This is a genomic window from Mesorhizobium sp. 10J20-29 (genome assembly GCF_054130485.1).
On sequence record NZ_CP199156.1, the window covers coordinates 753,970 to 778,160 of the forward strand.

The following is a 24,191-nucleotide window of genomic DNA, read 5'->3' on the forward strand; positions in this document are numbered from 1 at the left end:
GACGATCCCCGCTGAAGTTATGCGGGCATTCCTGACGAGTTGGGAATCTGGCGATGGATGTTGCGGCCTGGCTGCGCGATCTGGGACTTGAGGCTCATGCTGAGGCTTTCGCCGAAAACGGTGTCGATGCCGGACTGCTCAGTCAACTTACCAATGAGGACCTGAAGGATCTTGGCGTCGCCAGGCTGGCGGATCGAAAGAGGCTGCTCAGCGCCATTGCCGACCTTGCGGCGGGCAATCCGATGCGGGACACGCGGCCAAGACAGCCGACGAACGCTGCGGGCGAACACAGACAGGTCACGGTTCTGTTTGCCGATATTGCGGGCTTCACCAAGCTCACGACGGAACTGGGTGCGGAGAACATCCATTCACTACTCAATCGCTTTTTCGAAGCCGTGGACGCCATCGTTGCCAGCTATGGAGGCACAGTCGACAAGCACATGGGTGACAATGTCATGGCCGTCTTTGGCGCTCCAGTTGCCCATGACGACGATCCGATACGGGCGGTGCGCGCCGCACTCGAGATTCACCGGCAAGTTGGGCAGTTGCATGATGGCAGAGGCGGCAAGTTGCAGGTGCATATCGGCATCGCCAGCGGCCAGGTAGTCGCTAGTGGCACAGGCAGCGACGAGCATCGGGAATATACCGTCACGGGCGCGTCGGTGAACTTGGCCGCAAGGCTGCAATCTACGGCACAGTCGGGCGAAACGCTCATATCGGACGCACTGAGTCGTGCGGTAGCGCATATTGTCGATTGCGAGAGTCTCGGGGAGGTCAACGTCAAGGGCATTGATCGGCCCGTCGCAGTCTGGAAGGTAACCTCGCAACGGATCGCCGATGGACGAGCGCCGCGGATGGCTTTCGTCGGCCGCGAGGTGGAACTGGCGCAGCTTGTCGGCGTCATCGAGACCTGCCGGGAGAGCGGGCGGGGACGCGCACTCGTCATGCGCGGTGAGGCTGGCATTGGCAAGACCCGTTTAGTGGAAGAATTTACCCGCATCGCGCTAGCGAATGGGTTCAAAGTGCACAGAGGGCTCGTGCTGGATTTCGGTGTTGGCGAGGGACGTGACGCCATCCGAGCGGTGGTACAAAGCCTGCTCGACATACCGAGTGGCAGCGATACAGCGACTCGGCAGACAGCCGCAAGAGAGGCAATAGAAAGCGGGACCCTAGCCGAGGATCGTTCGGTCTTTCTCTATGACCTGCTGGACCTCGCACAGTCGGAGGAAGGACGCGCCGTTTATGATGCGATGACCAACACGACGCGGAATGAGGGTAAGCGGACCGTGCTAGCCGACCTTTTGCGGGCACACAGTGCGAAGCAGCCGCTCGCCGTTGTCATCGAGGATATTCATTGGGCGGGACCATTGATCCTAGCTCATCTGGCAAGGATGGCGGCCACGATAGCGGAGTGCCGTGGTGTGCTTGTGATGACGTCTCGCGTCGAGGGATATCCACTCACTCAGGCATGGCGAAGCAGTACTGGCGGCTGTCCATTCATGACGCTGGACCTTGCCCCCTTGCGGACAGAGGACTCCTTAAGGCTGGCTGGTTCTTTCATTGAAACTGTCAACCAGACGGCGCTCGACTGTATCCAGCGTGCGGAGGGAAACCCGCTTTTCCTGGAACAGCTTCTGCGCAACGTCGATGAGCATGGCGCCGGCGACATCCCGGCTTCGATCCAAAGCCTGGTTCTCGCGCGAGTCGACCGTCTGGCGACCGCCGACAAGCAGGCCCTGCAAGCGGCCTCAGTCCTTGGTCAACGGTTTGATCTGGAGGCGTTGCGCCATCTGATTGGGAATCCCGACTATGATTGCCAGGGGCTAATCGAGCGGTCCCTCATCCGACCCGAAGGTGACGGCTATCTTTTCGATCACGCACTCGTCCAAGAAGGAGTCTTTAGCTCGCTTCTTAAAACACGGCGCGCTGAACTGCATCGCAAGGCGGCGGCTTATTATTCTGAGAGCGAACCGACCCTGCGTGCTGAGCACCTCGACCGTGCTGGCGATGTGACTGCTGCGACCGCCTATTTAGAGGCTGCGACCCTCCAGGCAGCGACACTCCGCTTTGACACAGCGCTGAAGCTCGCGAACCGAGGTCTTGAACTGGTCGACAATCCCGCCATTGAGTGTGCGCTTGCCTGCTTACGTGGCGATGCTTTGCGAAATACCGGCGCAACTGATGACTCTATCACAGCGTTCGAGGCGGCCCTTTCTGCCGCTCCCGACGCTGAAAGTCGCTGTCTCGCGCTGATAGGACTTGCTGAAGGGTTGCGCATTGCCGACCGACAACAACGAACGTTGGAGGCGCTGGAGGGTGCCGAGGCGGCGGCCACCGAGGCCGGGCTTCTGTCGGAGCAGGCCCGCATCCACTATCTTCGGGGTAACACGTACTTCCCGCTCGGACGAATTGATGAATGTCGTGAGGAACACGAAAAGGCTCTTGTTTTTGCGCAGAAAGGCGGGTCGATCGAGGGCGAAGCACTGGCGCTAAGCGGCCTCGGTGACGCTTATTATCTCAGCGGCAAGATGCGGACCGCTTGTGAGCAATTCCGGGCTTGCGTGAAGCTTTGCCAGGAACATTCATTGCGGCGAGTGGAAGTAGCTAACCGTCACATGATCGGCTGGTCAAGAATCCACTTGATGGAGTTCGCAGAAGCGGAAATAGACGCTTTGGCAGCAATAAAGATGGCGTCCGAGGTAAGCCATCTGCGGGCTGAACTGCTGGGGCTTATGTTGTCAGGTGCCGTCAACTCGGAAATGGGACAGTTCGATAAAGCCGACAATGTACTGGAGCGTGCACTTGAGCTTGCTCAATCAATGCGCTCGAACAATTTTGCCGCTAACAGCCTGAAGTACCTTGCCGAGAGTAGTTTGGCACAGGGGCACATCGCAAAATCTCATGCTTATGCATCACAAGGCTTGGAGATCGTCCGCAAGGTTGGCATGACCTTCATCGGACCTGCGATCCTGGCGAGCATGGCTGCATCGACTGACGACGAGACCATGGCAAGAGCGCTACTGGAGGAAGCCGAAACTGTTCTCGACACAGGATGCGTCGCCCACAATCACATTTGGTTTGCCCGTACCGCGATTGGCTACGCCCTCAATCGCCGTGCATGGGACCTTGTCGAGCGGTATGCGACGCGACTCGAAACCTATACGCGCAACGAGCCCTTACCTTGGTCTGACTTCATCATCGCAGAGGGTCGGGCGCTTTCTTGCTGGGAGCGCGGACAAAGAAGCGACGCACTTCTGAACAAACTGCAGCGCCTCTTGGGGATAGCCGTGGAACGCGGTCTGTTGCTCGATGTAGCTTTACTGAACAAGGCATTGGCATCGGCTTGATTTCTGAACGGGGCCCAACGTCGCATGGCGGATTTGGGGCCGTCTTCAGACAGCCCGCTTTTGGTTGGCGAAGCTAAAAAGCGGACCAACGGACCGCTCGAAGCGGTGAGTAGCGGGTCACATCCTCTGAATTGAGCCGAGGTATAGCCGGTCTTGGACGCACCACGTCACGTGCTCTTGGCCTATCCAAACATCGACTTCAAATCATCCCGACTGATCACCGCAAGACTCGATGCCGACGAGTGGAAATGACCTAGTGTACGTCCCGACGTGAGCCGCGAGTCCCCGCCGATTTGCTACTGCGCTGGGTAGACGATTATGCCGTCGAGTCGTCTTATCGACCCTGGTGTCGGCTTGGCTTCCTCCATCCTGCCGGGCGCCATGAGATGGACTACTGGGTGTCCCTCATGAAGCAGGTAATCCGCAATGATGCGACGGTGGCATCGCCACCAGACTGCTTCGGAACACATCATGGCAACGGATTTTTCTGATCCCAGGCGAAGCAAACTCTGGAATGCTCGCTGGAAATCAGGCGACATTGCATAGTCAGCGTAATTGTGAAAACTCTGAACGCGCCAGAGCGCGTTTACTGAGGGCTCCACCTGGCTCTGCTTGGGCCGGCGCCCACCCAAGTCCGGCATGTGGCGATACTGAATCTGTATCCGGGAAAGCTGCTCGGCAAAAATGTCGATGTTGTACGCCGGATTGCTCCGCGAGCGGGGGAAGGATCGGACATCAACGACCTGAGCGATGCCTGCCTCGCGGAGCATATCAAGCACGACCTCCGTTGGTCGGTTCGAATGCCCGATGCTCGCAAACCCCACTGTCATTCTTTCAGCTTGGTGAGCGCGTCTTTCTTGTGCGCCGCAATATGGTCCGTCTTGTCGCTCTTGATTTCGTATTGCGGGCTTTCCTCCGACGCGCGACGAGGATGGCCCTTATATTCGAAATCGTTCTCATGGACCCCAATTATGTGACCGCTGACACGCCCCGCCTCAGAGTTCCAGCTGACGTGGTCGCCCTTTTTGAATTTGGCCATAATATTGCTGCTCCGTTGATCAGAGGCTTGGCCTTTGACAGGCCAAGAGGAGTCGGCTCGGCATGAGCCGAGCCGACAGCAGTGGTGCCTACTTTGAAGCATCCTTTTGCTTGTTGATGACATCGGACGCAAGGCTATCAGGCATCTGTCCGCAAGCAACCAGGGTCTGCTCGACTGGGATGTCGAAAAAGCCTCTGACTACTGAAATCTGGACATTGCCGGAAACACCATTTCCTGCATCATCTGATGCACTCGAGTTAGCTGCGGTATTTGTCGAGGCAGTAATGCTGGTGTCCGTCGAAGATGCATTGTCGGAAGCTGTAGCATTCGGATCCGCGGCATCGTCGGCTGTCGCGGCACTTGCATCGGGCTTCGGAAGGTCGGCATCCGCCGCCGTAACAGTAGAGGTCTCATTCGACCCACTTGCAGCTGTAGTTTTGTCGCTCTCGGTCTTGGACTCTTGGCCGGCCGAGTAGCCGCTGATGAAATACAGCACACCCGGGACGGTGGCCCGGTCCATCGCTGTCAATTCACGGCAGGTAATTTCCCGGGCGTCGCGCTCACTGGGGATGCTAGAAGAGGCGCTCTGTTCAGTGGGCTTGGCGCCGGTCTCAGATTGTGCATGAGCCACGCCCAGAGAACCGGCAGCCAACAGTGCGGCGAGCGAGGTGGCGGTTAACAAATTTCGCATGGTTTCTCCTTTCTTTGCTCTTCACAGCGTCCCAGCCAGCGTGAATTGGCAAGCGGCCCAATTCGAGCGAGACGCTGAGCAAAGAAACAAGCGGGCCCCGGCAATGTTCCCACTTGCGATTGCTCGCTATCTCGCCAGTCGGACCTGAGCCAGCGACTGTGCAATTCCGGAGAAGGCGGCGAGAAGCTTTGCTGGGTCCGACGCGTCAAAATAATGCGCCGAATCTGTTGCGCAGTCTTCCAGAAGCTTCTTGGCATCAGGGTTGGTGACCATGAAGGCGACGGTATAAAGCTCGATCTCGTGCGATTTCATGTAATCACAGATCGCCTTGGTGTCCTCGTCGGTCTTCTTGAGCTCGCCCTTCGCCGTCGTCGCATTGGAACTTGGCAGCACGTGACGTCCGTCACTGTTGCGGAAGCGCAGCGTGTTCTCCCCGTCGGTCATCAGTACCGCCACTTTGCGCGGCTTCTTGTTGCTCGGATCATAAGCCGCACCCTGGCTGAATGGTTCAGCGGGTGAGAGCAGGTTCTGCCCCCATATCAATCCGGCCGGGATATAGGTGTAGGGCTTGTACGAGCCAATGTTGATGATCATCCCATTGATGCCGGCAAGCAGCGCTTTCAGATCATCGGTAAGTGGAACGATCGGGTTGAGACACTTTTGGCTCGTCTCCACGTAACCCGGGTATCTGTCCGCAGGCTTCTCGTCATGAAGACGCGAATTACTGTTCTTTCGTGATCCGACACAACCATACCACTTGTAGGTCTGCTTGCTGCTGCCGCCGGAGCAGGACTGATAGGGTGGCACAGTTTGGGTCACTGACTTCGTACAGCCGCCACCGCAAGTGGCCGGCTCCACCACTCCATCAACGGTCTTCGTGCAGGCATAGGTCGGCGCTGTCTGGACGCAGACGCTTTTTGTCGTGGAGGTTGTGCACGTCTGAGCCGTCGCCGGAATAGTGTAATCGTCCGGGATATCGAGCCAGCTGGCGTTTCGGTACTTGGTTCCGACGTTGACATAGTCGGCATAGGGGACCAACCCAATCCGCACAGAGGCGTCCTTGTTAAGGAGCAGTTCCGTGGCGAGGGAAGCAGCCGCTGTCTTGAGTGTCGTAATCTTGGGCAATCCCGTTGAACCCGGAGCCGACATCGACCAGGTGTTGTCCAGCACCAGCACAACCTCGACGCTGCCCGTTACCGCCCGCTCTGCCAATGCCGAAGCTCTGACGTCTACGTGCTTGATGCCGGCCAGTCCCATGAAGTTAGTCGCGATCTGACCTTTCAGCAGAATATCGATCGATTTGTCGGAGGTCTTCAGGTCGGCTATCGAAACGGTATCGACACGGCTCTGCGACTGATTGGAGGGAACGAACTTCTCAGCCAGTTCCTTAAGCTTCTGGTGTTCCTTTTCTCCAGAAGCAGCCAAGGCTAGCGCCGTGGCATCGGCCAGTTCCTGCAGGTGGGATCTGGCCGAAACCCCTCGAGCGTAGTCACTTGCAAGGCCGATCGAGAGCAGCAATGGGAGGGCGAGGATTCCCATGAGAACGCCAACATTCCCCGCCGGGTCCTGCAGGAAACGACCGAAGATGCGCATTGAGATGACTCCACATTAGCCAACTCAATAAGCCTCTCGATTGATTGCTAGTTCCTTGCCGAGCGAGTCAGTTGTGAAGGAGGGTAAATAACTGATTTCGGGATCCCGACCATCTTCCTTTGACGACTGGACCGATATTTCCGCGGCCAAATGCCACTCCTTATGCGGTATCCGAACTACAGCGCCCCGTGTCGGAAGCTTGTCTGCTGTTGATCCTGGGCAACTGCTTGAGCGTCAAGATCCCCGGGCGACTTCAGAACCAACATCATGATCCAGGGATCGCCATCATGTGTCATGTGGGCGACCGGCAATAGACCAGCCGCCCAGGCGGGTGGCTTCACGGTGCCAGATCAAGAGCCGGAACAATCCGGCTGTAGGGCAACCCGGCGTCATCGTTAAGCCGCTTTACGTCAGCTTCGGAACTTGCATCAAATAGGCACATGCAACGCCCGTCCTGCGGAGCGAAGGTGGAACGGAGGTAACGTACATCGCTGCCGGCAGATTGCATTTCGGCAGCCTGTTCGATCGCAGCCTTCTGGGCTCCCGCGAGAGCATCCATGCTGATACCTTTAAGATCACGTTCAACCATGAAAACCGACATGTCTCATCTCCTTGTGTTTCGACACGACGGGCCGATCCTATGCAAGAAAGATCGTGCTGCTGAGGCATCTGGCGGCTATGGAACCATAACCAGCATCTATGAAGGCAAATGATAGTCTCAGACTGCTGAACGCAGTGATGGAGGTGAGCAATGGAACTTGCCCAGGTTCGCTATGTGGTGGCGGCCGCACGACTGTTGAATTTCACGAAAGCAGCTGCAGAATGCAACGTGTCTCAGCCGGCTCTTACCAAATCCATCCGAACGCTTGAGGATGACCTGGGCGCGCCCCTCTTCCATCGAGAAAGCAAGCGCATCGTCCTGAGTGATTTTGGCCGTTCTCTATTGCCTCATTTCACGCAGATGGTCGAAGAAGCGGCCGCGACCCGGACCTTGGCTGACAACTTCAGATTGCTGCACAAGGTACCCGTCAGGCTTGGCGTCATGTCGACAATTGGCCCGGTGCGTCTGTCCCGCTTTCTCGGTCGATTTCAAAAGGGACTTAATGGCGTTGAGGTGGCAGTGAGCGAGGCTACCTTGGGCGAACTCAAGGACCGCCTTGAGAAGGGTGAACTCGATCTAGCCGTGATGAATACCCTCGGTAGTCTGCGGGAGGACTTTCATGTCCACCCGCTCTATGAAGAGCGCTACGTCGTCATTTTCCCGCCGGATCATCGATTAGCCCGCCTTAACGCCGTGAAACTGTCGGATCTCTCAAACGAGCCCTACGTTGATCGGCTTTCATGCGAAATGCGCGAGGTCGTGCTGGAGATCTGTCGCGACAACCAAGTGAACCTTTATGCGAGGTTTCGGTCAGAACGGGAGGATTGGGTTCAGGCTATGGTTTTGGCAAAGATTGGCTTTGCTTTCATGCCAGAATGCTCTGTGACGATCTCGGAGATATTGCAACGCCCGCTCGTTGAGCCAGAGGTGACCCGTACGATATCCTTGGTCAGCATGGCCGGTCGTCCATACAGTCCCGCCACCGCAGCCATGGTCAGGGCAGCAAAAAGTTTCGACTGGCCCGGATAACAATTAGGTGAGAGGCTGAAGAAATTATCGAGCGGTCGCCGATTCTTGATGATCGGAGAGCTGTCGGTTTATGGCCGAGTACTCCGCCTCCATGGGCAATTTGGCAAGCGCTGGCCGGTAACTTCTTTGCTCGTATAGATCACGTGGAACAGCACCCGTCCTGTGACCGTAGTCAACCTCTACCCAGCCGTCTCTTGTTCGAAAAAGCCCGGTAGCACGACGCGTTGGCTCACGATTGCGCTCCACTCGCTGACCCGTGCCCAACTCGATCCCCGCTCGCCGGCACGCTTCTTCGATCGAACGATACGATGGTACGCCTACAGGAGCTAGCGCGGCTGTTCTGCTCAGCGCAAACAGGGTGCTGCCATCAACGCGTTTCGACCACACGTGAAAATTGACGGATCGGTATGGAACGACGCGAACATGCTCCCACTCCATGCAACCCACCACTTTGATCGACGCAACAAGTTTGTAGCGTCAGCTCCTTCCAGATGAGCGTCAATGCACCGGCGACAGTTTTGCGACCGAAATCAACAGTTCATTTGTGGCTGGGTCGGAGCTGGTCGCCTTTTGCAGGTCAGTACAGATTGATTTCCCTGCCGTCGATGCGACGTAGGCAAATGTCCTGCTACTCAACGATCTTCAACGGCGAGCTGGATGTGTGATTCTACCGTAGAACTTGCCTACGTCGGACCGGGCTCCAAGCTTTTCTCGGATCCGGGTAAACCTCAGCCTGAGAATCTGGCAATGCAAGCCGAGGCAGCGATGACAGCGTAGAGATCGCTCGGAGTCGACCTCTCTGTGGAATCCCTGTGCGTTGTCCATCGAGACAATGGGTTCCTCGTCACAGCATTCAGCAATAAGGTGAGCGGGCATGGGGATGGTGCAATGGCCGCGCAATATATTCTGAGTTTCATCGCTGATGATCGACCGGGGCTGGTCGATAGCTTGGCTCAGGTCGTCGCGGAACTGGATGGCAATTGGCTGGAAAGCCGGATGGCCAACATGGCAGAGAAGTTCGCTGGCATCGCCCGCGTCGAGCTGCCCAATCCGGACAAGGCGGAAGCACTGAAGACCCGCCTGAGAGCGCTGGAAACCGACGGATTTCGCATCTTGCTTGCCGAGGCGCGACAGGCCACAGAACGATTGGGGGCGGCACTTGTGATTGATCTGGTGGGGCCGGATCATCCGGGCATTGTTCGCGATGTCACTCATTGTCTCGCCGTGCACCGGGTAAGCGTAGAGTCTATGGAGACCCATACCGAGGATGCACCGATGGGTGGCGGTGCGCTATTCCATGCCCATGTGGAAGCGCGCCTTCCAGCAGACGTGACGGAAGAGAAGTTGCTTCGCGAGCTGGAGCAACTGGCTTCCACACTTGTTGTGGATCTCCATTTCCGCAAGAACGGCGCTGATTGATCCACGTCTGCGCTAGCTAAGTCGCCATTGTACAGGTAGCTGAGCGACTGATTCTGCCTGGCTCACTGATCCGCTTTGGCAAGACGATCCACCACGACAAGACAATCGTCTGGCAATGGTCGCTGTAGTGCCATGGCCTCATGCCAAGGTGCTGTGAGCCAGGTCTCTGTTGCGGCTTGGGTTGTGAGCAGGACTGGCATGGCTTTCTGATGAACCGGGGCCACGACTGCATTCGGTTCAGTTGTCAGAAATGCAAAAAGGTCCAGCGTCACGAGCCCGTCCTTGACCTTGCGGACGCTTTCCCAAGCCGGCACCCAGACCCCAGCAAAGAACATAAGCGGGCGCGTCTCATCGCGCGCGAACCACGCGTTCGGCGTTCGACCGCCTTCTGGCTTGTTGGCCGGATCCGGTTCGGCAAAGCTTGTGACCGGGACGAAGCAGCGATTCTCGACGCCTAACCAGCGTGTCCAGTGCTTGCTTGCCGTGTTGCGGATGTTGGTCGTCCCACCGTCGGGCTCCATCTTCAGTAGATGGTTAAAGTCAGTCACAGCGCCCTTGGCCTGAAGCCTTTCGGCCCGCTTCTTCGTTGCCATGAAAAGTGCCTGTTTCGAACTCGGAAGGCCCCAGCGTACCCGCGCGAGCTCCCGCTGCCCGTCCAACCCGTTCCGGACGATTGGCGCCATCTGATCGGGATAAACATCAATCGACGGTTCGAGATTGCCCGAAACGTCCCGCAAGGCACGCGACCATTCGATGATGGCCTGCTGCGTCGTTGTCACGTTGTAGAGGTTGCACATGGCCGAGAACGATGTCGAAGTTTCTTGAGGCTTGCAAGGCAGACCCTGTTGCAATCCCCACTCGGAATCAGGAATATATACCTCGTGCGGCGTACCTGAAGCCATGGACGAGAAGGAAGCAAAATGCCGCACCGTCGAAGATGCGATACGATTTCCGAATACCACCTGCAGGCCATCGAGCGTCAAGTAGGGCATCTGCAGGCCGAACTTGCTCAAGCGAGCCTGTCGCTCACCCCATTCAGACCGCACTACGGTGCTTTGAGGGAGCTAATCGCGGCGACCGACCGAGCGCTCAATCTGCTCCATGGCCGACCAGGCGACTATCAGAAACCCCATGCGTCATTGATGTCAGAGGCATCAGACTGGTCGAGCGAGAGGGGTTAGATGAATGATGGAGCAGCAAATGCCGCAACCGCGGAAGGGAAGCTCAATAGCGGCCTCGAAGCGCCCGGACTTAGCGCGGATGTACCGGCAGAGCTCCGATTCGATTCCTCGACCAAATTTCTCCTGTTCAAGGAACTTGGGGCCGCAGAGCGAGTTGCTTCTGACGAGCCGATCGGGCTCGAGGAGACGTTAAATGGGAAGCACTAAAGATAAGGCCGCAGGTATGGCCAATGCCGCCGCCGGCAACGTGAAACAGGGCGTTGGAAAGGCCGTCGGAAACAAGAAACTCCAAGGCGAGGGCAAGGCGCAGGAGCGCAAGGGTGAAAGCCAGCAAGCTCTCGGCAAGGCAAAATCAGCGACGAAAAACGGCCTCTGAGGGGACTCAGCAGACTCCCTCAAGGAAGTCGGAGCGTCAGGTCTTCCACGTCAGGCCGACGCTTCGACATCGGTCTTTCAACTTGACGCTTCTCCCTCGCATACGCAGCGGTCTTTATCGTCGGTACTAAACGAATGGGCAAATATCGAGATCATCGCCAGCCGCGTGGCTTGCGTTTCGAGAAGATAGAGACGGCCGATGCCGAGCCCAGCTATTTCCGGCAAAGATCATCATCCCAACAGCAAACAGCGCCTTCCCAGAACGCGATGCAAGGCGGCGAAGACGTCACGCTGCTGTGGTTCAATGCTGACAAAGGCTTTGGATTTGTAAAAAGCAGGGACGGATCGACCGCCTTCCTTCACGGCACAAAATTGCGCGCGGCGGGATATAACGATCTTCCCAGCGGTGCTGTTCTTAATGTCCGCATAGAGTCGGGCCACAAAGGTATGCAGGTGATTGAAGTTTTGCGCAGCGCGAAGCCCCCTGCTCGTCCGATCGACGGTCACAAAACTAGGCCCCAGGATGCTGAGGAGCGAGAAGGCACTGGTGTCGTGAAACGCTATGATGCGATCAAGGGGTTTGGCTTTGTCACGTTGGAGGAGGGAGACGCGTTTGTGCATTCGACTACCTTGACCCTCTGTGGCATCGCCACGCTAGAGTCTGGACAAAGTGTTTTCGTAAGCTATGGCCAAGGCCGAAAAGGCCTCGAAGTCCGAAGAATCCGACTTAACTGAGCAGCCGGATCGCAAGTTCCGGGGCGTCAGAAACCGTTGGGAGCGGTGCCGAGGTTATGAGGCTTTGGCAACGGGCTGGGGGATCCGGTCGCGCGCACTATCCTTTAACACTGGCTGAAGGTGCTGCAGGTGGAGCAGCACGCTATGAGCACCCCGGGGGTTCTAAAACTATGGGTTTCCTATAACTGTTCAACGCTTGGAACGCGTGAACGCATAGCAGAGGTATCCGTGTCAGTTTTGTGGCGCAACAATGTCAAACTCGGCGGTGCCGGCCAGCAGCCCATGATGTTTGCACATGGCTTCGGATGCGATCAGAACATGTGGCGCTTTGTGGCTCCCGCGTTCGAAGCCGACTACAGGGTCGTTCTGTTCGATCATGTCGGCGCGGGCCGTTCGGATTTGTCGGCTTACGACCCTCAGAAGTACGCCACTCTGCAGGGCTACGCTGATGACGTGGTCGAGATCTGCCGCGAACTCGGGTTGTCCAGGGTGATCTTCGTCGGCCATTCCGTCAGCGCAATGATCGGCGCCTTGGCTTCGATCAAGGCGCCGGAGGTTTTCGAAAGCCTCGTGATGGTAGGGCCTTCTCCCCGCTACATCGACGACACAGGATATAAGGGCGGCTTCACCGCCGATCAGATCGACGAATTGCTTAATTCGCTAGCCGACAACCACATGGGATGGTCGGCTGCGATGGCCCCTGCGATCATGGGCAATGCGGATCGCCCCGAACTCGCGGAAGAACTCACCGACAGTTTCTGCCGAACCGACCCGGACATTGCGAAAGCCTTCGCTCGCGTGACCTTCACCTCGGACAACCGCGCCGACCTACCTAGGGTCACGGCGCGGACGCTGGTCCTGCAGTGCAGCAATGACATCATCGCCGCGGAAAAGGTCGGTGAGTATGTCCACGCGCATGTACCCGACAGCAAGCTGGTCTATCTGGAGGCGAGCGGCCACTGCCCCAATCTGAGCGCGCCGGACGAGGTGATCGCGGCTATCCGCGATTTCGCCTAGATGATTCATCCGGGCGAGGGCAGGGCTGAGCAGGTCGAAGACCTTAACGACCTCTATGAGAATGCTCCGTGCGGGTACCTGTCGCTGAACCCGCAGGGACTCATCGTGAAGTCCAACGCCACCCTGTCGTCGTGGCTCGGCTTTCCCGCAGATCAACTCGTCGGCAAGCGCTTGCGTGATCTCTTGAATGTTGCCGGCAGTATTTTCTACGAGACGCACTTTGCGCCCTTGCTGAGGATGCAGGGGTTCTTCAACGAGGTAGCGCTCGACTTGGTCACTGCCGATGGAGGGCTGCTTCCGGTCCTCGCCAATGCCGTCGAGAAGCGCGATGCGGCCGGCGCGCTGGTCTTTACGCGAGTGACGCTTTTCCAGGCGACCAAACGCCGACGCTACGAACGCGAACTCGTCGACGCGCAAGAAGCCGAGCGAAAGCTCGGGAAACTGCGGGACCAGTTCATTGCCGTCCTCGGGCACGATCTGCGCAATCCGGTAGCCGCCTTGAATGCAGGGGTCCAAATGCTGCTGAAGGAGCCTCAGAGCGAACGATCCCTGCATGTCATCGGTTTGATGCAGGGCAGCCTCGCACGCGTTTCCGAGCTGATCGACAACGTGATGGACCTTGCACGCAGTCAGTCAGGCGGCGGGATAAGACTGTCGCGTGACGCGAGCACGCCGCTCGGGCCGGTCCTTCACCAGGTCATCGAAGAACTGGAAGCAGCACATCCGCAACGAAGCATCGAAGCCGAGATCAATCTGACCGAACCGGTCGACTGTGATCGACGGCGGATTGCCCAACTCGTTTCGAACCTCCTCAGCAACGCGATCACCCATGGTGCCTCCGACCGACCCGTTCGCCTCCATGCCGAAACGACCGGACAGGAGTTGGTGCTGGCGATCGCCAACCACGGCGAACCGATTCCCGAAGAGGTGATGTCTCATCTGTTCCAGCCCTTTTTTCGTGGAAGCACGAGTTCCAGCCAGCAGGGGCTGGGCCTCGGGCTGCACATAGCCTCCGAGATCGCCCGCGCGCACGCCGGCTCGCTCAACGTCCAGTCGCACGAGGACGAAGTGCGCTTCATATTCAGGATGCCGTTGGCATAGATGCTAGGCTAGACGATTGGGCCCTGGTCAAGGGCTGCCGCTAAGCCGTCGTAGGCCGGGTGGTAGAGTCTTGCAGCTGCTGATCGCTCAAAGTGTCAATGGATCGTCGGGGCCATCGCCCGCATTGAGGAGCTGAGAAACGGCCGTGATTATCTGAGCCGGTACGTACGGCTTGCGGATAAGAATACTCTCCGGCACTCCTTCTGAAGCCCACTCTGTTTTCGCTGAGCTGGTCACGTACACGACGGGGAGCTCCGGCATCAGTTCGCGGGCTCGACGGGCCACGTCCCAGCCGGTCTTCGGTCCGCCTAGGTTCACGTCGGTGATCACTGCCCGAATTTGCGGATCGGACTCCAGCTTCCCAATTGCTGCTTCACCAGTGGTCTCGCTGCAAGTCTGGAAACCGCCTTCTCGCAGCGTCTCCTCCAATTCCATCTGGATGAGCAACTCGTCTTCGACGACCAGCACGAGCAATTGTTCCATAGTTCCCCCAATCCGGTTCCAAATCCCCCACGACCGATTTGGTTCCCTCAGGTCAAAGACACCCGACAATTAGGGCGAGCGCTCAGGTCAATACAGCCTGTACCTCCCTCAGAAAAAGATGCAGTCCAGCCGCGGTCGAGTTGGGAGGAGTGGGGCAAATGAGCCCGTCGCTCGGGGGGTCATTAGTGAGCGACGGGCCTGTTGCTTGTTGCGGTACTGTTTACGAAGCCGCACTTATAGGTTGCACTGCCTTGGTGAACAATCGGTAAACCGGCTACCGATCCGCGAAGAAATTCAGACTGGGAACGGATGCAGAAATTATCGTTCAGAAAAGATTTTGTTAACCACGTTTGTTAGCCAACTGTCAGCACCCGGACCCCATAGTCGAACCGTTAACCATGACGGGTGGCCCAAGATTTCGCGGTCACGGGCATGATGCCTCTCCGTCATACCGGTCGAGCCGGTATGCAAATTTTCCCCTGAGTACCGGGTACCTGTAACATGGCGAGTATAATGACCAACGCTTCGGCGTTGACGGCTCTTCAGAGCCTGAACTCCACCAACAAGAACCTCGAAGTCACGCAGTCGCGGATTTCCACGGGCTACCGCGTGGCCGAGGCTAGCGACAACGCCGCCTACTGGTCTATCGCCACCACCATGCGGTCGGACCACAAGGCAATGTCAACCGTGCAGGATTCGCTCGGACTCGGCGCTTCAAGACTCGACACGGCTTACAACGGCATGAACAAGGCGATCGAGACCGTCAATGAGCTGAAGGTCAAGCTCGTCGCCGCCGTCGGCGCCTCCGATGCCGACAAGGCCAAGATACAGACCGAGATCAAGTCGCTCCAGGGTCAGTTAAAGAGCTACGCCGACTCGTCGACCTTCTCCGGCGTCAATTGGCTGTCAGTGGACACGACCGCCGGCCATACGACCCAAGGTGTCTTCAATGATGTGAAGATCGTCTCGTCTTTCAGCCGCGATCCCTCCGGCTCAGTTTCGCTTGGCAGCATCGACATCAAAGTTCAGGACATCAAGCTCTATGAGGGTTTCGCCACCGCCACGGCAGCACAGGAAGGCATTCTTGACGCGACGCGCCTCGGGACAACCGGTGCACGCAGCGCATCGGCCTCCGTCACGCTTGGCACCGACGCTGGTACTGACACGTTCTCCGTCGCTGCCTTGCAAGTCACCGATGGGACGCTGTTTGCAACCGATGCGCAGATTACAAAGATGCTGACAGTTACGGAAGCCGCCCTCAAGGAGATGACCACTGCCGCGACCAACCTTGGCTCCGCCAAAAGCCGCATCGAGCTGCAGAAGACTTTTACCTCCAGCCTGATGGACTCGGTCGAGCGCGGTGTCGGTCAGTTGGTCGACGCCGACATGAACAAGGAATCGACCCGTCTCCAGGCCCTGCAAGTTCAGCAGCAACTCGGCATTCAGGCGTTGTCAATCGCCAACGGCAACTCGCAGTCAATCCTGTCGCTGTTCAGAGGCTAAACTCCGTTAGCCGAAATGTGAAACGGGCCCTGCTATGACGGGGCCCATTCCGTTCCAGGCCACCCAAGCGTTTAGGTTCAAGCACTACGAGCCTGGGCCGTGGTGGCTACTGACTGCGGATATCCACTTCAAGCGTCGCGCCGTACCCGTCTACCAACTGCTGCACTCCGGCCTCCTCGTCGGGGTCCAGAACATTTGGAGCGGCGTTGAACTGCTTGCCAAGCTCAGGGGCAATGCGGACGGTCGCAAGCATTGGGAAATGGTCCGAACCAACCCGTCTGCCGCGCGCGAAATCGACGAGAGCTAAGTTGGGCGTGATATAGAGTTGGTCGATTGGAAAGCGCAGGAGGGGCTGCGTGGCGTCAAAGCTTGGTAGGGGTCCACGTCCAATTCGCGGGTCGAGATAGCCGCCTATTCGTTTGAACCGCTGCGCCATGTGTGACCATGCTGGTTGGTTGAAGTCGCCCATGATCAATAGAGGAACCTCGGCTTTCCGGGCGAAACGTGCCGTATAAGCGATCTTGGCGTCTCGGACGTGGGTATCCTGCCCCGGCAATGGGGGTGGCGGGTGGAGGCCGAGGAACCGAAATACTCGACCTCGACCGTCCTTAAGCTCGGCAAAAAGGGTGGGCTTGTCGGCGTCACCTAAATCAAGCAAATGCGACTCGATCACCTCGAGATTGGTGGCGAAGACTAGCCCGTAGTGGTTGCCTTGCGGCCGCGCGATCACGGTACTGTAACCGTCAAGCACGGGCTCAAGTGCGTCAACCCAGGTTTGATCTGTCTCCATCAGGAAAATCGTTTCAGGCATCTCTCGCCGGATTAAGTCGAGGACGGCTTGTGTTTCCCGTCAGCACCTATGGCCCAGATTTGAGGTTGTGACTTAAGGAGAGTTTTGGTCTCGTCGCATTGACGAAGGAATGACGATGCCACCCAAAACGACGAATGCGAAGAGACCTGCAGAGCAGGTAGTGAAGGATATCCGCCGGGCAACTCGGCGGCATTTCTCAGCGGAAGACAAGATCCGGATCGTGCTGGATGGCCTACGCGGTGACGACAGCATAGCCGAGCTGTGCCGCAAGGAGGGCATCGCTCAGAGCCTGTATTACACTTGGTCGAAAGAGTTCATGGAGGCTGGCAAGCGGCGCTTGGCGGGCGATACCGCCCGTGCCGCCACCACCGACGAAGTGAAGGATCTGCGCCGAGAGGCCGGTGCGCTGAAGGAATGCGTTGCCGACCTGACGCTCGAGAACCGTCTGCTTAAAAAAAGCATGATCGCGGATGGGGGCGACGACGAATGAGATACCCCGCATCCGAGAAGCTCGAGATCATCCGGATTGTCGAGCAGTCACACCTGCCAGCTCGTCGCACACTTGAGCATCTGGGCATCCCACGCCGGACTTTCTGCCGCTGGTATGATCGTTACCTTGTTGGCGGCCCGGAAGCGCTGGAAGACCGCTCATCGGCGCCGAGCCGAGTGTGGAACCGGATACCGGCTGAGATTCATGATCAGATCATCGAACTGGCGTTGGATCAGTCGGAGCTCTCGCCGCGCGAACTGGCCGTGCGGTTCACCGACGAGAAGCACTACTTCGTATCGGAGGCCACGGTTTACCGCCTGCTCAAGGCCCATGATCTGATCACCAGCCCGGCCTATGTGGTGATCAAGGCCGCTGATGCGTTCCACACCAAGACCACTCGCCCGAACGAGATGTGGCAGACCGACTTCACCTACTTCAAGATCATCGGCTGGGGCTGGATGTATCTGTCCACGGTGCTCGACGACTACTCCCGCTACATCATCAGTTGGAAGCTGTGCAGCACCATGCGGGCCGAGGACGTCACCGACACCTTGGATATGGCGCTGGCCGCTTCAGGTTGCGACCAGGCTCATGTCCGGCACAAGCCGCGCCTGCTCAGCGACAATGGCCCGAGTTACATCGCCAGTGATCTGGCAGACTATATCGAGGCGCAGCGCATGAGCCATGTGCGTGGCGCTCCGTTCCATCCCCAGACGCAGGGCAAGATCGAGCGCTGGCACCAGACCCTCAAGAACCGCATCTTGCTCGAGAACTACTTCCTGCCCGGAGACCTCGAACGCCAGATCGAGGCGTTCGTCGAATATTACAACCACCAGCGCTACCACGAGAGCCTGGGCAACGTGACGCCCGCCGACGCCTACTTCGGCAGAGCGGAGGCAATCATCCAACAACGAGAAAGGATCAAACGTCAGACCATCGAACAGCGGCGCTTGCAGCACCGCAAGCTAGCCGCATAACATCAACACCGAGACGAGGCCGAAACTCCTCTAATCAAAGCTGCAGTCTGTGCCACGCCAAATGTTCTGACGACGGACACACAAAGGCCGGGAGGTCTCCATAGCGCATTGCCGGGTGATGGCCGCGTGTCAGCTTCTGACGCGTCGGCAGAATGGACTTCAGATGGCCGCGCCACAGCGCCGGGTTCTCTCCGCTTCGCCAGCCGCGCGCCTTGGCATAGTCAAGCACTCGCTCGATGCGTCCGCGAAGCCGAGAGGCCGTCTCTGCCTTGTCCCGCCAGATTGGCGACAGCACCCTCAAGACGTCGTCGGTGCCGATGGCAGAGACACGCATGGGACGAAGCACCCCGGCATAACCCTCAAGCGTCGACCGCCACTGCGCCCGATGCTTCTCGTTGCGCCATTGGCTTTCCATGGAAGCGAGAAACAAGTCGGCGCATTCGCCGAATGTCGGCTCAACGTCCTTCTTGCGCTCTTCTAGTGGATTGCGCCCTTCCGCAATGGCCACTCGGCACTCGGAAGCCAGAAGACGGGCCTTGGACAGCTTCACGACCGGATAGCTTCCCAGTCCCATTTCAGTGCGCTTCGTCTTTGCGTTGCCGCCATGGTCGACGGTCTGTTTCCAGACATAAACCCAGGACTTCGACCCGGACGGCTTCACGTTGAGATAGAGCCCGCCACCATCGCCATGCAGTCCCGACTTGGATGCAGCCTTGCATTCGATGTCGGTCAGCTTGTTGAAAGCCCTCGCCATCTTTGTCCCTACCTTTGTCCCTAACCTGAGTTAGGGATAGTAGCGAACTATGGCGGATGGCGAAAGACGGAAAGAGGTTGAAAGGCCTGTATTACAGGGGCATACACGCACATGAGCGGACGTCAGAAACCGCTAGTTTGTCGGACACCCTCTCCGCCATCGGGAATCCACTCTTCCCCAATTGTTCCGCAAGCGGCTGATTTCCTGAGCTTATTGCCGCGCCGGGACCCCGGATAAGGGTGTTCCGTCCATGGAAGTATCGTCGAAAGTATCGCCCGGTGTATCGCGCGAAGTATCGCCTGATCCGCGCCCGACCAGCACCCGACCTGGCAGCAATAAACTGCCACGGCGCGCGCGGCCGGGCCGCTATCTCGTGCGCTCAGGATCCGTTTACATCTTCCAGATTAGGGTGCCGAAGGACCTTTGTGCCCAGGCTCAGCGCCCGGTCCGCCTGAGTCTCGGCGCATTGACGGCCAGGCAGGCCCGAATTCGTGCAGACTTGATGGCGGCACATGCTCGCCATTGCTTTGACAGGATCAGGACAAGGCGATTGGCGAAGGAACAGGACGACGAAACGCGCAGCGTCGAGGCCAGCCAAGGTGCCCCCCAATTTTCCGGCGAGACACCGGGCGAGGTGGTAAGCGAGGTCCGAGGCTACCTCAAGGCAATGACGTCGATAGTCTCGCGGGAACCTCCTCCCCCCTCGCCTCACCTGGAGCCCGGGCTGGAGGGCATGCGCGACTGGTTGGCATTGCGCGGGAGCTCGCCAAGGGTCCCTCAGCCAATCGCGTGATCGTCGACAATGTCGAGCTTCTCAAGACCCGCTATGTCGAGTTGCTCTCGGGGGCAACCACGCCCCCGGCAACTCCATCGGCCTCGCAAGAAGCGTCCCCACTCGCGGGTTCTCGCGAGGCATCGATGGCGGAACGCCGTCTGGCCGATCCGATCGTCCAACACTCGCGGCCGACGCCTAAGCCTGCAACGACCGTACCTGCATTTGAGCTCGACCGCCGTTACGTGGAGCGTCCCGCGAGCCCGCGAGATGGCTCGAGCTCCACTCATGGAGGGGGTGGACTACTCCAGGTTCAAAGGTTTGGATTTTGACCGGCTTGCAAGAGGTCGGCGCGTGTCTGGACGCCGCGGGCAAAACTGAAGGGACTGACAGGGCCGTCGCTACCCCGGCCCCAATAAAGCCGAGACGGCCGAATTCTCATTCGATAGATAAGTGTGGCAACCGATCCATCGTGCGCAGTTACAGAGATCGCAGTAGCAGGAGTGCGACCAAGCAATTGCTCGACCGGGTACTGGAAGGCCCACGGATCAGGTTCAGCCCCAACTGCTCTTGGCCTTGGAACCAGCCAAGGCATCAAGCTGCCCTGCATACTCCTCCCGACGTCTTCCGGTGAGATTTCGTTTCAGAATTGTCCACAGTCATGGATGGAGGACTGCTTGTTGGGTCCCCGTTTCCATGCTCAGTTGGCGATGCTTGGGGAAGCATCATGAGTGGGCTGATTGACAAGTCGAAACGCTTCGCGCGGCCGGTCATAATTCGATCAGGCGGGAACGACCGGATAGTCGTCGATGTCAGCGCTGCGGCTAGGATTCTTCTTAGGGAGTTTCCCCGCGAGACAGCCAAGCGCAAGGAAGCCATGGTTGCATGCTTGGGAGCGATCCAAGGCAGTGCGCATACTCCCTTCGCGAGGCGCGCGTTTGTCGTTGCCGCGCTCGAAGTTGGCATCTTGGCTGGCGACTGAAGCATCCAGACGAAGACGTCGCTATGAATTTCCTGCGTCGGGATCCGGGCAAAGTTTGCCTGAGTGAAGTTTTTCGGGCGCGCAGCGGCACGGGAGCTATGGGGCCGCAACCGGACTGGCAGCTATTGGCTTGAGGAGTTGAGAAGCGGACATTGGACCACAGCGGGTCATTGTCGTCATGGAGGACAATGGCCACCTACACCAAGTCGCCGGAGATGACTGGTCGAGGTTCGCTCGAACTCTCGACAGATGAGGCAAAAGTTCATCAGATAAGAAGCGACCTGTGCATACCGAGGAGGGCAACCTGGTTGGCCAGCCCTGACAATCGATCAACCGGGTTTGACACTAAAGTTCGATTGATGACGACTTTCGAGGGACCTTGCTGCGTCGGCTGGGCGACGAATGCAGCGATGGCGGCGTAACCCTTCACAGACGGGCTCAGCATTGCGCATCGCTGCAGAGGCCCTCGTAGATCTCCGGCAATTCATCAGACAGGCGCGCCGGTTGCTAGTGTCGCCTACATCAGACGGGAGTTCCGCAATGTGCGTCCACCACTCGCTGCACCATTGGGGCGTAATGGGCGAAGCTAGGCGTTGTCATGTTGGCGATCTTTCCTGCATCGTCCAGGCGCCGGACGCGGACGATCTCACGGATGTTGGGATATTTCTCAAACTCCGCGACTTCTTCATCCATCATGGGCCCGCCCTGAAGGTTGAGGGAATGGATTGAGGCCGTTGACAATTGCCGCAAATAGCCAGGATCGGTAGCGCAGATGTAGCGCTTCGCCGCGACGTGGTATCGCACGCAATCGACGACCAGGCTCGGGAAGAAGCGCTCCAGCACGGCGGCGCCGGCTTCTTCATGATGCTTGTCGTGCGTGTCATCCATCGAGAAGGTGCCGAACTCGCTGGTAAAGTGGCCGATGTCGTGCAGCAGTGCGGCCACGATAATGATTTCCGGCTCACCTTGCTGTTCGGCGAGATAGGCTCCCTGCAACATGTGCTCGGCCATGGTCACCGGTTCCCCGAGATACTCTTCCCCGCCGCGGCGTTCAAAGATGTCAGCCAGGAACGGAACGATCGTGGAAGGGGTGAGGTTTGCGGAATCATGCCTAGTCATCATGCGGCCCTCCGATCCTGACGCTCGATTGCCGCAAGCGTAGAGTGCAATCCGTCCTTGTCAGCATAGCATCCCTGCAGCCAGCGTGAGCCGGCTCCGGAATACCCTTTGCGCGCGTGCAACACCCGGGTGTTGTCAACAATGAAACTGTCGCCGGGAGACAGCTTGAAGGTGACCTCCATCGAGGTGTCGTCTATCAGTTCGCCCAGCCGACGATAGGCGGCATAGTATTCGGCCATGTCGTCAAACGGCACGTCGGTAATTGCGGCGGCCGACCGATTATTGAAGCGGATGGCGACCAGCTCACCGTCTGGTGCGAGCTCGATCATCGGCCGGCGCGAGCGCAAGCACACTCCCGAACTACCCGCATACTCGAAGCGCGCGCAATAACGCGACAGGAGGTCGAAGCCGCGCGGGCTTTCCTCGCGCATTCGTTCTGCCGCGCGGAATCCGTCAACCACCATATTCTCGCCGCCCTCGGCCGAGTTTTCCAGACAGTAGAGGATCTGCAATGTTGGCACGGGATCACGGTAGGGGTTGTCAGTGTGCGCCTGCAGCCCAAGGCCCGTATATGCGAGGTTCGAGGGATTAACCTCGGTGCGTACCTCGAAGTGACGGCCGTAGTTTGTTTCGCGAACATAGCCGAACAAGTCAGCCACCTGAAACAGGGCACCACTCTCGACTGGTCCGCCGGTGAGTTTTCCGAATCCGTAGCGGCGGACGCCTTTGAGCCAATCGGCAAGTGCGCTTGGATCGCTGCTCACGTCGCTGAAGTCGCCGACGGGGACGCGCGGTCCAAGGGTTGCATCCCAGGTCTCTACATCCGGTGCGATCCACCCGGCGGAGTGTTCATGCGGAGAGTCATAAGAGTGCTCTGCAAGCCAAACCAGATCGTAAGCAATGCTCCGGGCCTCTGGTTGGAACGTCACATGTAGTTGCCCGGCCTCTGCATGTGCGGAGACAACTCGCGTGTCGGCGGGGATGTCGCCAAGCGTGATCAGCCGCTGTCCGTTGCCAGGGGCACGAGTGGTCTCGTCCCAGGCATTGTCGCGCAGCCAGATTGCGTGGAAACGCCTTCGCCCCTTGCCCGGCAGGTCGAGAGCGAGCGCTGCGCCGCCATCCAAGATTTCGATTTCGACAAAGTCGGACATGGTCGGCTCCTCAGCGGTTCAAGTTGAGCCATACTTGACACACGTTGCCGCATAATCACAAATAACCGCTTCTGATGTTATGACCTCGAATCCCTTATGGCTAAAGACGTCCAAGGCCTGCCTTCGCTCGAATGGATACGCGTTTTCGAAGCGGCAGCGCGGCTGGGCAGCTTTACTGCCGCGGCAAACGAACTTGGACTGACACAGGCGGCGGTCAGCCAGCGTATCAAGAACCTTGAACTGCGCTTGGGCGCACAACTCTTCAAACGCCAGGCCCGCGGGGTAATCCTATCAACGGAGGGTGAATCCTGGCTGCCGCATGTGCAGTCCGCCCTGACGCAACTGCTGCACAGCGCGGCTAACCTGTTCGAGCAGCCGCGGAGAAAAATTACCATTGCCGCATCCAATTCGGTGATCGAACTCTGGATTGTCCCGCGTCTTGGCGATATCGGCCGCCGGCTGCCCCATGTGCAGCTATCGTTCGCAACGATACAGCAGCAGCCGGACTACGAACGCTTGGACGCGGATTTCGAGATCCGCTTCGGGACGGGCCATTGGGCGGATCGCGATGCAAGGAAACTCTTCGTCGAGGAACTGGTACCGGCGGCAGCACCGACGATGCTGGGAGATGGGCAGAATGGTTGGCGCGAATTGTCGCGAATTGCGACCTCGGGACCGAGGATCGGCTGGCGCGACTGGTCGAATGCCATGGGTGAACCGCCCCCACCGGTATCTGTGCTTCGTTTCGATACTTTCGTGCAATCACTGAGAGCGGCGGAGGCGGGTGCAGGGGTTCTGTTGGCCTCGCTCGCTTTAAGCAGTGAGGCGATCGAATCTGGCAGACTCAAACAGTTGACCGACCAGACACTACCGATGGAAGCGGGCTATTGGATTACCTGGCCACGTAATCAACCAGCCTTTTCTGAGCTGCCACTCTTGATCGATTGCCTCACCGCAGGCGTTCGCAGTCGATCCACTCAAACTGGTAGCAAAGTCTACGCATCGGATACGTAAAACATCG

Annotated in this window: 23 protein-coding genes; 12 read left to right on the forward strand and 11 right to left on the reverse strand. The window is 58.3% G+C overall.

Annotated elements, in window-relative coordinates; translation table 11 throughout:
• Nucleotides 1-53: 53 nt before the first annotated feature.
• Entirely contained in the window at nt 54-3,347 is a 3,294-nt protein-coding gene (locus ACT2BZ_RS03675) for an adenylate/guanylate cyclase domain-containing protein (protein ID WP_457939367.1), read from the forward strand.
• A gap of 296 nt (nt 3,348-3,643) precedes the next feature.
• On the opposite strand, the gene ACT2BZ_RS03680 is transcribed toward ACT2BZ_RS03675, so the two are convergent.
• The 5 genes from ACT2BZ_RS03680 to ACT2BZ_RS03700 form a co-directional block, all read right to left on the reverse strand.
• A complete protein-coding gene (locus tag ACT2BZ_RS03680; RefSeq protein ID WP_457941211.1) occupies nt 3,644-4,117 on the reverse strand; it encodes a DUF488 domain-containing protein in 474 nt (157 codons plus the stop codon).
• Between the two features lie 56 nt (nt 4,118-4,173).
• Nucleotides 4,174-4,386 carry a DUF2945 domain-containing protein gene (locus ACT2BZ_RS03685; protein WP_457939368.1) on the reverse strand — a complete coding sequence of 71 codons (213 nt, stop codon included), beginning with the start codon at nt 4,384-4,386 and terminating at the stop codon, nt 4,174-4,176.
• Nucleotides 4,387-4,474: 88 nt separating this feature from the next.
• Nucleotides 4,475-5,077, reverse strand: coding sequence for an HdeA/HdeB family chaperone (locus ACT2BZ_RS03690; protein ID WP_457939369.1), 603 nt, complete (start codon nt 5,075-5,077; stop codon nt 4,475-4,477).
• Between the two features lie 126 nt (nt 5,078-5,203).
• A complete protein-coding gene (locus tag ACT2BZ_RS03695) occupies nt 5,204-6,670 on the reverse strand; it encodes a pilus assembly protein TadG-related protein (protein WP_457939370.1) in 1,467 nt (488 codons plus the stop codon).
• Nucleotides 6,671-7,007: 337 nt separating this feature from the next.
• Nucleotides 7,008-7,271, reverse strand: a complete 264-nt coding sequence (locus ACT2BZ_RS03700) for a DUF4242 domain-containing protein (RefSeq protein ID WP_457939371.1) — start codon at nt 7,269-7,271, stop codon at nt 7,008-7,010.
• Nucleotides 7,272-7,421: 150 nt separating this feature from the next.
• Between ACT2BZ_RS03700 and ACT2BZ_RS03705 the strand changes: the two genes are divergently transcribed.
• Entirely contained in the window at nt 7,422-8,300 is an 879-nt protein-coding gene (locus ACT2BZ_RS03705; protein ID WP_457939372.1) for a LysR family transcriptional regulator, read from the forward strand.
• An 888-nt stretch (nt 8,301-9,188) separates the two neighbouring features.
• Nucleotides 9,189-9,719: a glycine cleavage system protein R gene (locus ACT2BZ_RS03710; protein ID WP_457939374.1), complete on the forward strand. Its 531-nt coding sequence runs from the start codon at nt 9,189-9,191 to the stop codon at nt 9,717-9,719.
• A 62-nt stretch (nt 9,720-9,781) separates the two neighbouring features.
• Here ACT2BZ_RS03710 and ACT2BZ_RS03715 read toward each other — a convergent pair whose 3' ends face one another.
• Complete coding sequence (locus ACT2BZ_RS03715; protein WP_457939376.1) at nt 9,782-10,732, reverse strand: SOS response-associated peptidase; 951 nt, start codon at nt 10,730-10,732, stop codon at nt 9,782-9,784.
• A 361-nt stretch (nt 10,733-11,093) separates the two neighbouring features.
• Between ACT2BZ_RS03715 and ACT2BZ_RS03720 the strand changes: the two genes are divergently transcribed.
• From ACT2BZ_RS03720 to ACT2BZ_RS03735, 4 genes are all read left to right on the forward strand, one after another.
• Nucleotides 11,094-11,276, forward strand: a complete 183-nt coding sequence (locus tag ACT2BZ_RS03720) for a CsbD family protein (protein WP_457939378.1) — start codon at nt 11,094-11,096, stop codon at nt 11,274-11,276.
• Between the two features lie 134 nt (nt 11,277-11,410).
• Nucleotides 11,411-12,010, forward strand: a complete 600-nt coding sequence (locus tag ACT2BZ_RS03725) for a cold-shock protein (protein WP_457939379.1) — start codon at nt 11,411-11,413, stop codon at nt 12,008-12,010.
• Nucleotides 12,011-12,238: 228 nt separating this feature from the next.
• Nucleotides 12,239-13,027, forward strand: a complete 789-nt coding sequence (locus tag ACT2BZ_RS03730; protein WP_457939381.1) for an alpha/beta fold hydrolase — start codon at nt 12,239-12,241, stop codon at nt 13,025-13,027.
• A complete protein-coding gene (locus ACT2BZ_RS03735; protein WP_457939383.1) occupies nt 13,028-14,128 on the forward strand; it encodes a PAS domain-containing sensor histidine kinase in 1,101 nt (366 codons plus the stop codon).
• A gap of 87 nt (nt 14,129-14,215) precedes the next feature.
• Here ACT2BZ_RS03735 and ACT2BZ_RS03740 read toward each other — a convergent pair whose 3' ends face one another.
• On the reverse strand, nt 14,216-14,611 hold the full coding sequence (locus tag ACT2BZ_RS03740) for a response regulator (RefSeq protein ID WP_457939384.1): 396 nt from the start codon (nt 14,609-14,611) through the stop codon (nt 14,216-14,218).
• Nucleotides 14,612-15,112: 501 nt separating this feature from the next.
• On the opposite strand from ACT2BZ_RS03740, the gene ACT2BZ_RS03745 reads away from it, so the two are divergent.
• Nucleotides 15,113-16,114, forward strand: coding sequence for a flagellin N-terminal helical domain-containing protein (locus ACT2BZ_RS03745; protein ID WP_457939385.1), 1,002 nt, complete (start codon nt 15,113-15,115; stop codon nt 16,112-16,114).
• A 106-nt stretch (nt 16,115-16,220) separates the two neighbouring features.
• On the opposite strand, the gene ACT2BZ_RS03750 is transcribed toward ACT2BZ_RS03745, so the two are convergent.
• Nucleotides 16,221-16,925: an endonuclease/exonuclease/phosphatase family protein gene (locus ACT2BZ_RS03750; protein WP_457939387.1), complete on the reverse strand. Its 705-nt coding sequence runs from the start codon at nt 16,923-16,925 to the stop codon at nt 16,221-16,223.
• 115 nt (nt 16,926-17,040) lie between these two features.
• Between ACT2BZ_RS03750 and ACT2BZ_RS03755 the strand changes: the two genes are divergently transcribed.
• A protein-coding gene (locus ACT2BZ_RS03755; RefSeq protein WP_457936118.1) for an IS3 family transposase occupies nt 17,041-18,392 on the forward strand; the annotation gives its coding sequence in 2 pieces (ribosomal slippage) (nt 17,041-17,377 and nt 17,377-18,392; 1,353 coding nt in all).
• A gap of 34 nt (nt 18,393-18,426) precedes the next feature.
• Here ACT2BZ_RS03755 and ACT2BZ_RS03760 read toward each other — a convergent pair.
• Nucleotides 18,427-19,146, reverse strand: coding sequence for a tyrosine-type recombinase/integrase (locus tag ACT2BZ_RS03760; RefSeq protein WP_457939389.1), 720 nt, complete (start codon nt 19,144-19,146; stop codon nt 18,427-18,429).
• A gap of 250 nt (nt 19,147-19,396) precedes the next feature.
• Between ACT2BZ_RS03760 and ACT2BZ_RS03765 the strand changes: the two genes are divergently transcribed.
• Both ACT2BZ_RS03765 and ACT2BZ_RS03770 read left to right on the forward strand, forming a co-directional pair.
• On the forward strand, nt 19,397-19,939 hold the full coding sequence (locus ACT2BZ_RS03765; RefSeq protein ID WP_457939391.1) for a DUF6538 domain-containing protein: 543 nt from the start codon (nt 19,397-19,399) through the stop codon (nt 19,937-19,939).
• Nucleotides 19,940-20,645: 706 nt separating this feature from the next.
• On the forward strand, nt 20,646-20,900 hold the full coding sequence (locus tag ACT2BZ_RS03770; protein WP_457939393.1) for a DUF982 domain-containing protein: 255 nt from the start codon (nt 20,646-20,648) through the stop codon (nt 20,898-20,900).
• Between the two features lie 522 nt (nt 20,901-21,422).
• Here the strand turns inward: ACT2BZ_RS03770 and tmpB are convergent.
• The gene (tmpB, locus tag ACT2BZ_RS03775) at nt 21,423-22,022 is read right to left on the reverse strand and encodes a (R)-1-hydroxy-2-trimethylaminoethylphosphonate oxygenase (protein WP_457939395.1); all 600 of its coding nucleotides are present in this window, start codon (nt 22,020-22,022) and stop codon (nt 21,423-21,425) included.
• Nucleotides 22,019-23,170, reverse strand: a complete 1,152-nt coding sequence (tmpA, locus tag ACT2BZ_RS03780) for a 2-trimethylaminoethylphosphonate dioxygenase (RefSeq protein ID WP_457939396.1) — start codon at nt 23,168-23,170, stop codon at nt 22,019-22,021. The genes tmpB and tmpA overlap by 4 nt, the downstream gene beginning before the upstream one ends.
• A 96-nt stretch (nt 23,171-23,266) precedes the next feature.
• On the opposite strand from tmpA, the gene ACT2BZ_RS03785 reads away from it, so the two are divergent.
• Nucleotides 23,267-24,184 (forward strand): LysR family transcriptional regulator, encoded by a 918-nt coding sequence (locus ACT2BZ_RS03785; protein ID WP_457939397.1) that lies wholly within the window; start codon nt 23,267-23,269, stop codon nt 24,182-24,184.
• Nucleotides 24,185-24,191 lie beyond the last annotated feature (7 nt).

What these genes read in the sequence shown, in the direction of transcription:
- ACT2BZ_RS03695 (WP_457939370.1), bottom strand. Translation starts at nt 6,670, where the DNA reads ATGCGCATCTTCGGTCGTTTCCTGCAGGACCCGGCGGGGAATGTTGGC.
- ACT2BZ_RS03760 (WP_457939389.1), bottom strand. Translation starts at nt 19,146, where the DNA reads ATGGCGAGGGCTTTCAACAAGCTGACCGACATCGAATGCAAGGCTGCA.
- ACT2BZ_RS03710 (WP_457939374.1), top strand. Translation starts at nt 9,189, where the DNA reads ATGGCCGCGCAATATATTCTGAGTTTCATCGCTGATGATCGACCGGGG.
- ACT2BZ_RS03740 (WP_457939384.1), bottom strand. Translation starts at nt 14,611, where the DNA reads ATGGAACAATTGCTCGTGCTGGTCGTCGAAGACGAGTTGCTCATCCAG.
- tmpB (WP_457939395.1), bottom strand. Translation starts at nt 22,022, where the DNA reads ATGATGACTAGGCATGATTCCGCAAACCTCACCCCTTCCACGATCGTT.
- ACT2BZ_RS03705 (WP_457939372.1), top strand. Translation starts at nt 7,422, where the DNA reads ATGGAACTTGCCCAGGTTCGCTATGTGGTGGCGGCCGCACGACTGTTG.
- ACT2BZ_RS03770 (WP_457939393.1), top strand. Translation starts at nt 20,646, where the DNA reads ATGAGTGGGCTGATTGACAAGTCGAAACGCTTCGCGCGGCCGGTCATA.
- ACT2BZ_RS03750 (WP_457939387.1), bottom strand. Translation starts at nt 16,925, where the DNA reads ATGCCTGAAACGATTTTCCTGATGGAGACAGATCAAACCTGGGTTGAC.
- ACT2BZ_RS03680 (WP_457941211.1), bottom strand. Translation starts at nt 4,117, where the DNA reads ATGCTCCGCGAGGCAGGCATCGCTCAGGTCGTTGATGTCCGATCCTTC.
- ACT2BZ_RS03785 (WP_457939397.1), top strand. Translation starts at nt 23,267, where the DNA reads ATGGCTAAAGACGTCCAAGGCCTGCCTTCGCTCGAATGGATACGCGTT.
- ACT2BZ_RS03765 (WP_457939391.1), top strand. Translation starts at nt 19,397, where the DNA reads ATGGAAGTATCGTCGAAAGTATCGCCCGGTGTATCGCGCGAAGTATCG.
- ACT2BZ_RS03720 (WP_457939378.1), top strand. Translation starts at nt 11,094, where the DNA reads ATGGGAAGCACTAAAGATAAGGCCGCAGGTATGGCCAATGCCGCCGCC.
- tmpA (WP_457939396.1), bottom strand. Translation starts at nt 23,170, where the DNA reads ATGTCCGACTTTGTCGAAATCGAAATCTTGGATGGCGGCGCAGCGCTC.
- ACT2BZ_RS03690 (WP_457939369.1), bottom strand. Translation starts at nt 5,077, where the DNA reads ATGCGAAATTTGTTAACCGCCACCTCGCTCGCCGCACTGTTGGCTGCC.
- ACT2BZ_RS03675 (WP_457939367.1), top strand. Translation starts at nt 54, where the DNA reads ATGGATGTTGCGGCCTGGCTGCGCGATCTGGGACTTGAGGCTCATGCT.
- ACT2BZ_RS03745 (WP_457939385.1), top strand. Translation starts at nt 15,113, where the DNA reads ATGGCGAGTATAATGACCAACGCTTCGGCGTTGACGGCTCTTCAGAGC.
- ACT2BZ_RS03700 (WP_457939371.1), bottom strand. Translation starts at nt 7,271, where the DNA reads ATGTCGGTTTTCATGGTTGAACGTGATCTTAAAGGTATCAGCATGGAT.
- ACT2BZ_RS03685 (WP_457939368.1), bottom strand. Translation starts at nt 4,386, where the DNA reads ATGGCCAAATTCAAAAAGGGCGACCACGTCAGCTGGAACTCTGAGGCG.
- ACT2BZ_RS03735 (WP_457939383.1), top strand. Translation starts at nt 13,028, where the DNA reads ATGATTCATCCGGGCGAGGGCAGGGCTGAGCAGGTCGAAGACCTTAAC.
- ACT2BZ_RS03725 (WP_457939379.1), top strand. Translation starts at nt 11,411, where the DNA reads ATGGGCAAATATCGAGATCATCGCCAGCCGCGTGGCTTGCGTTTCGAG.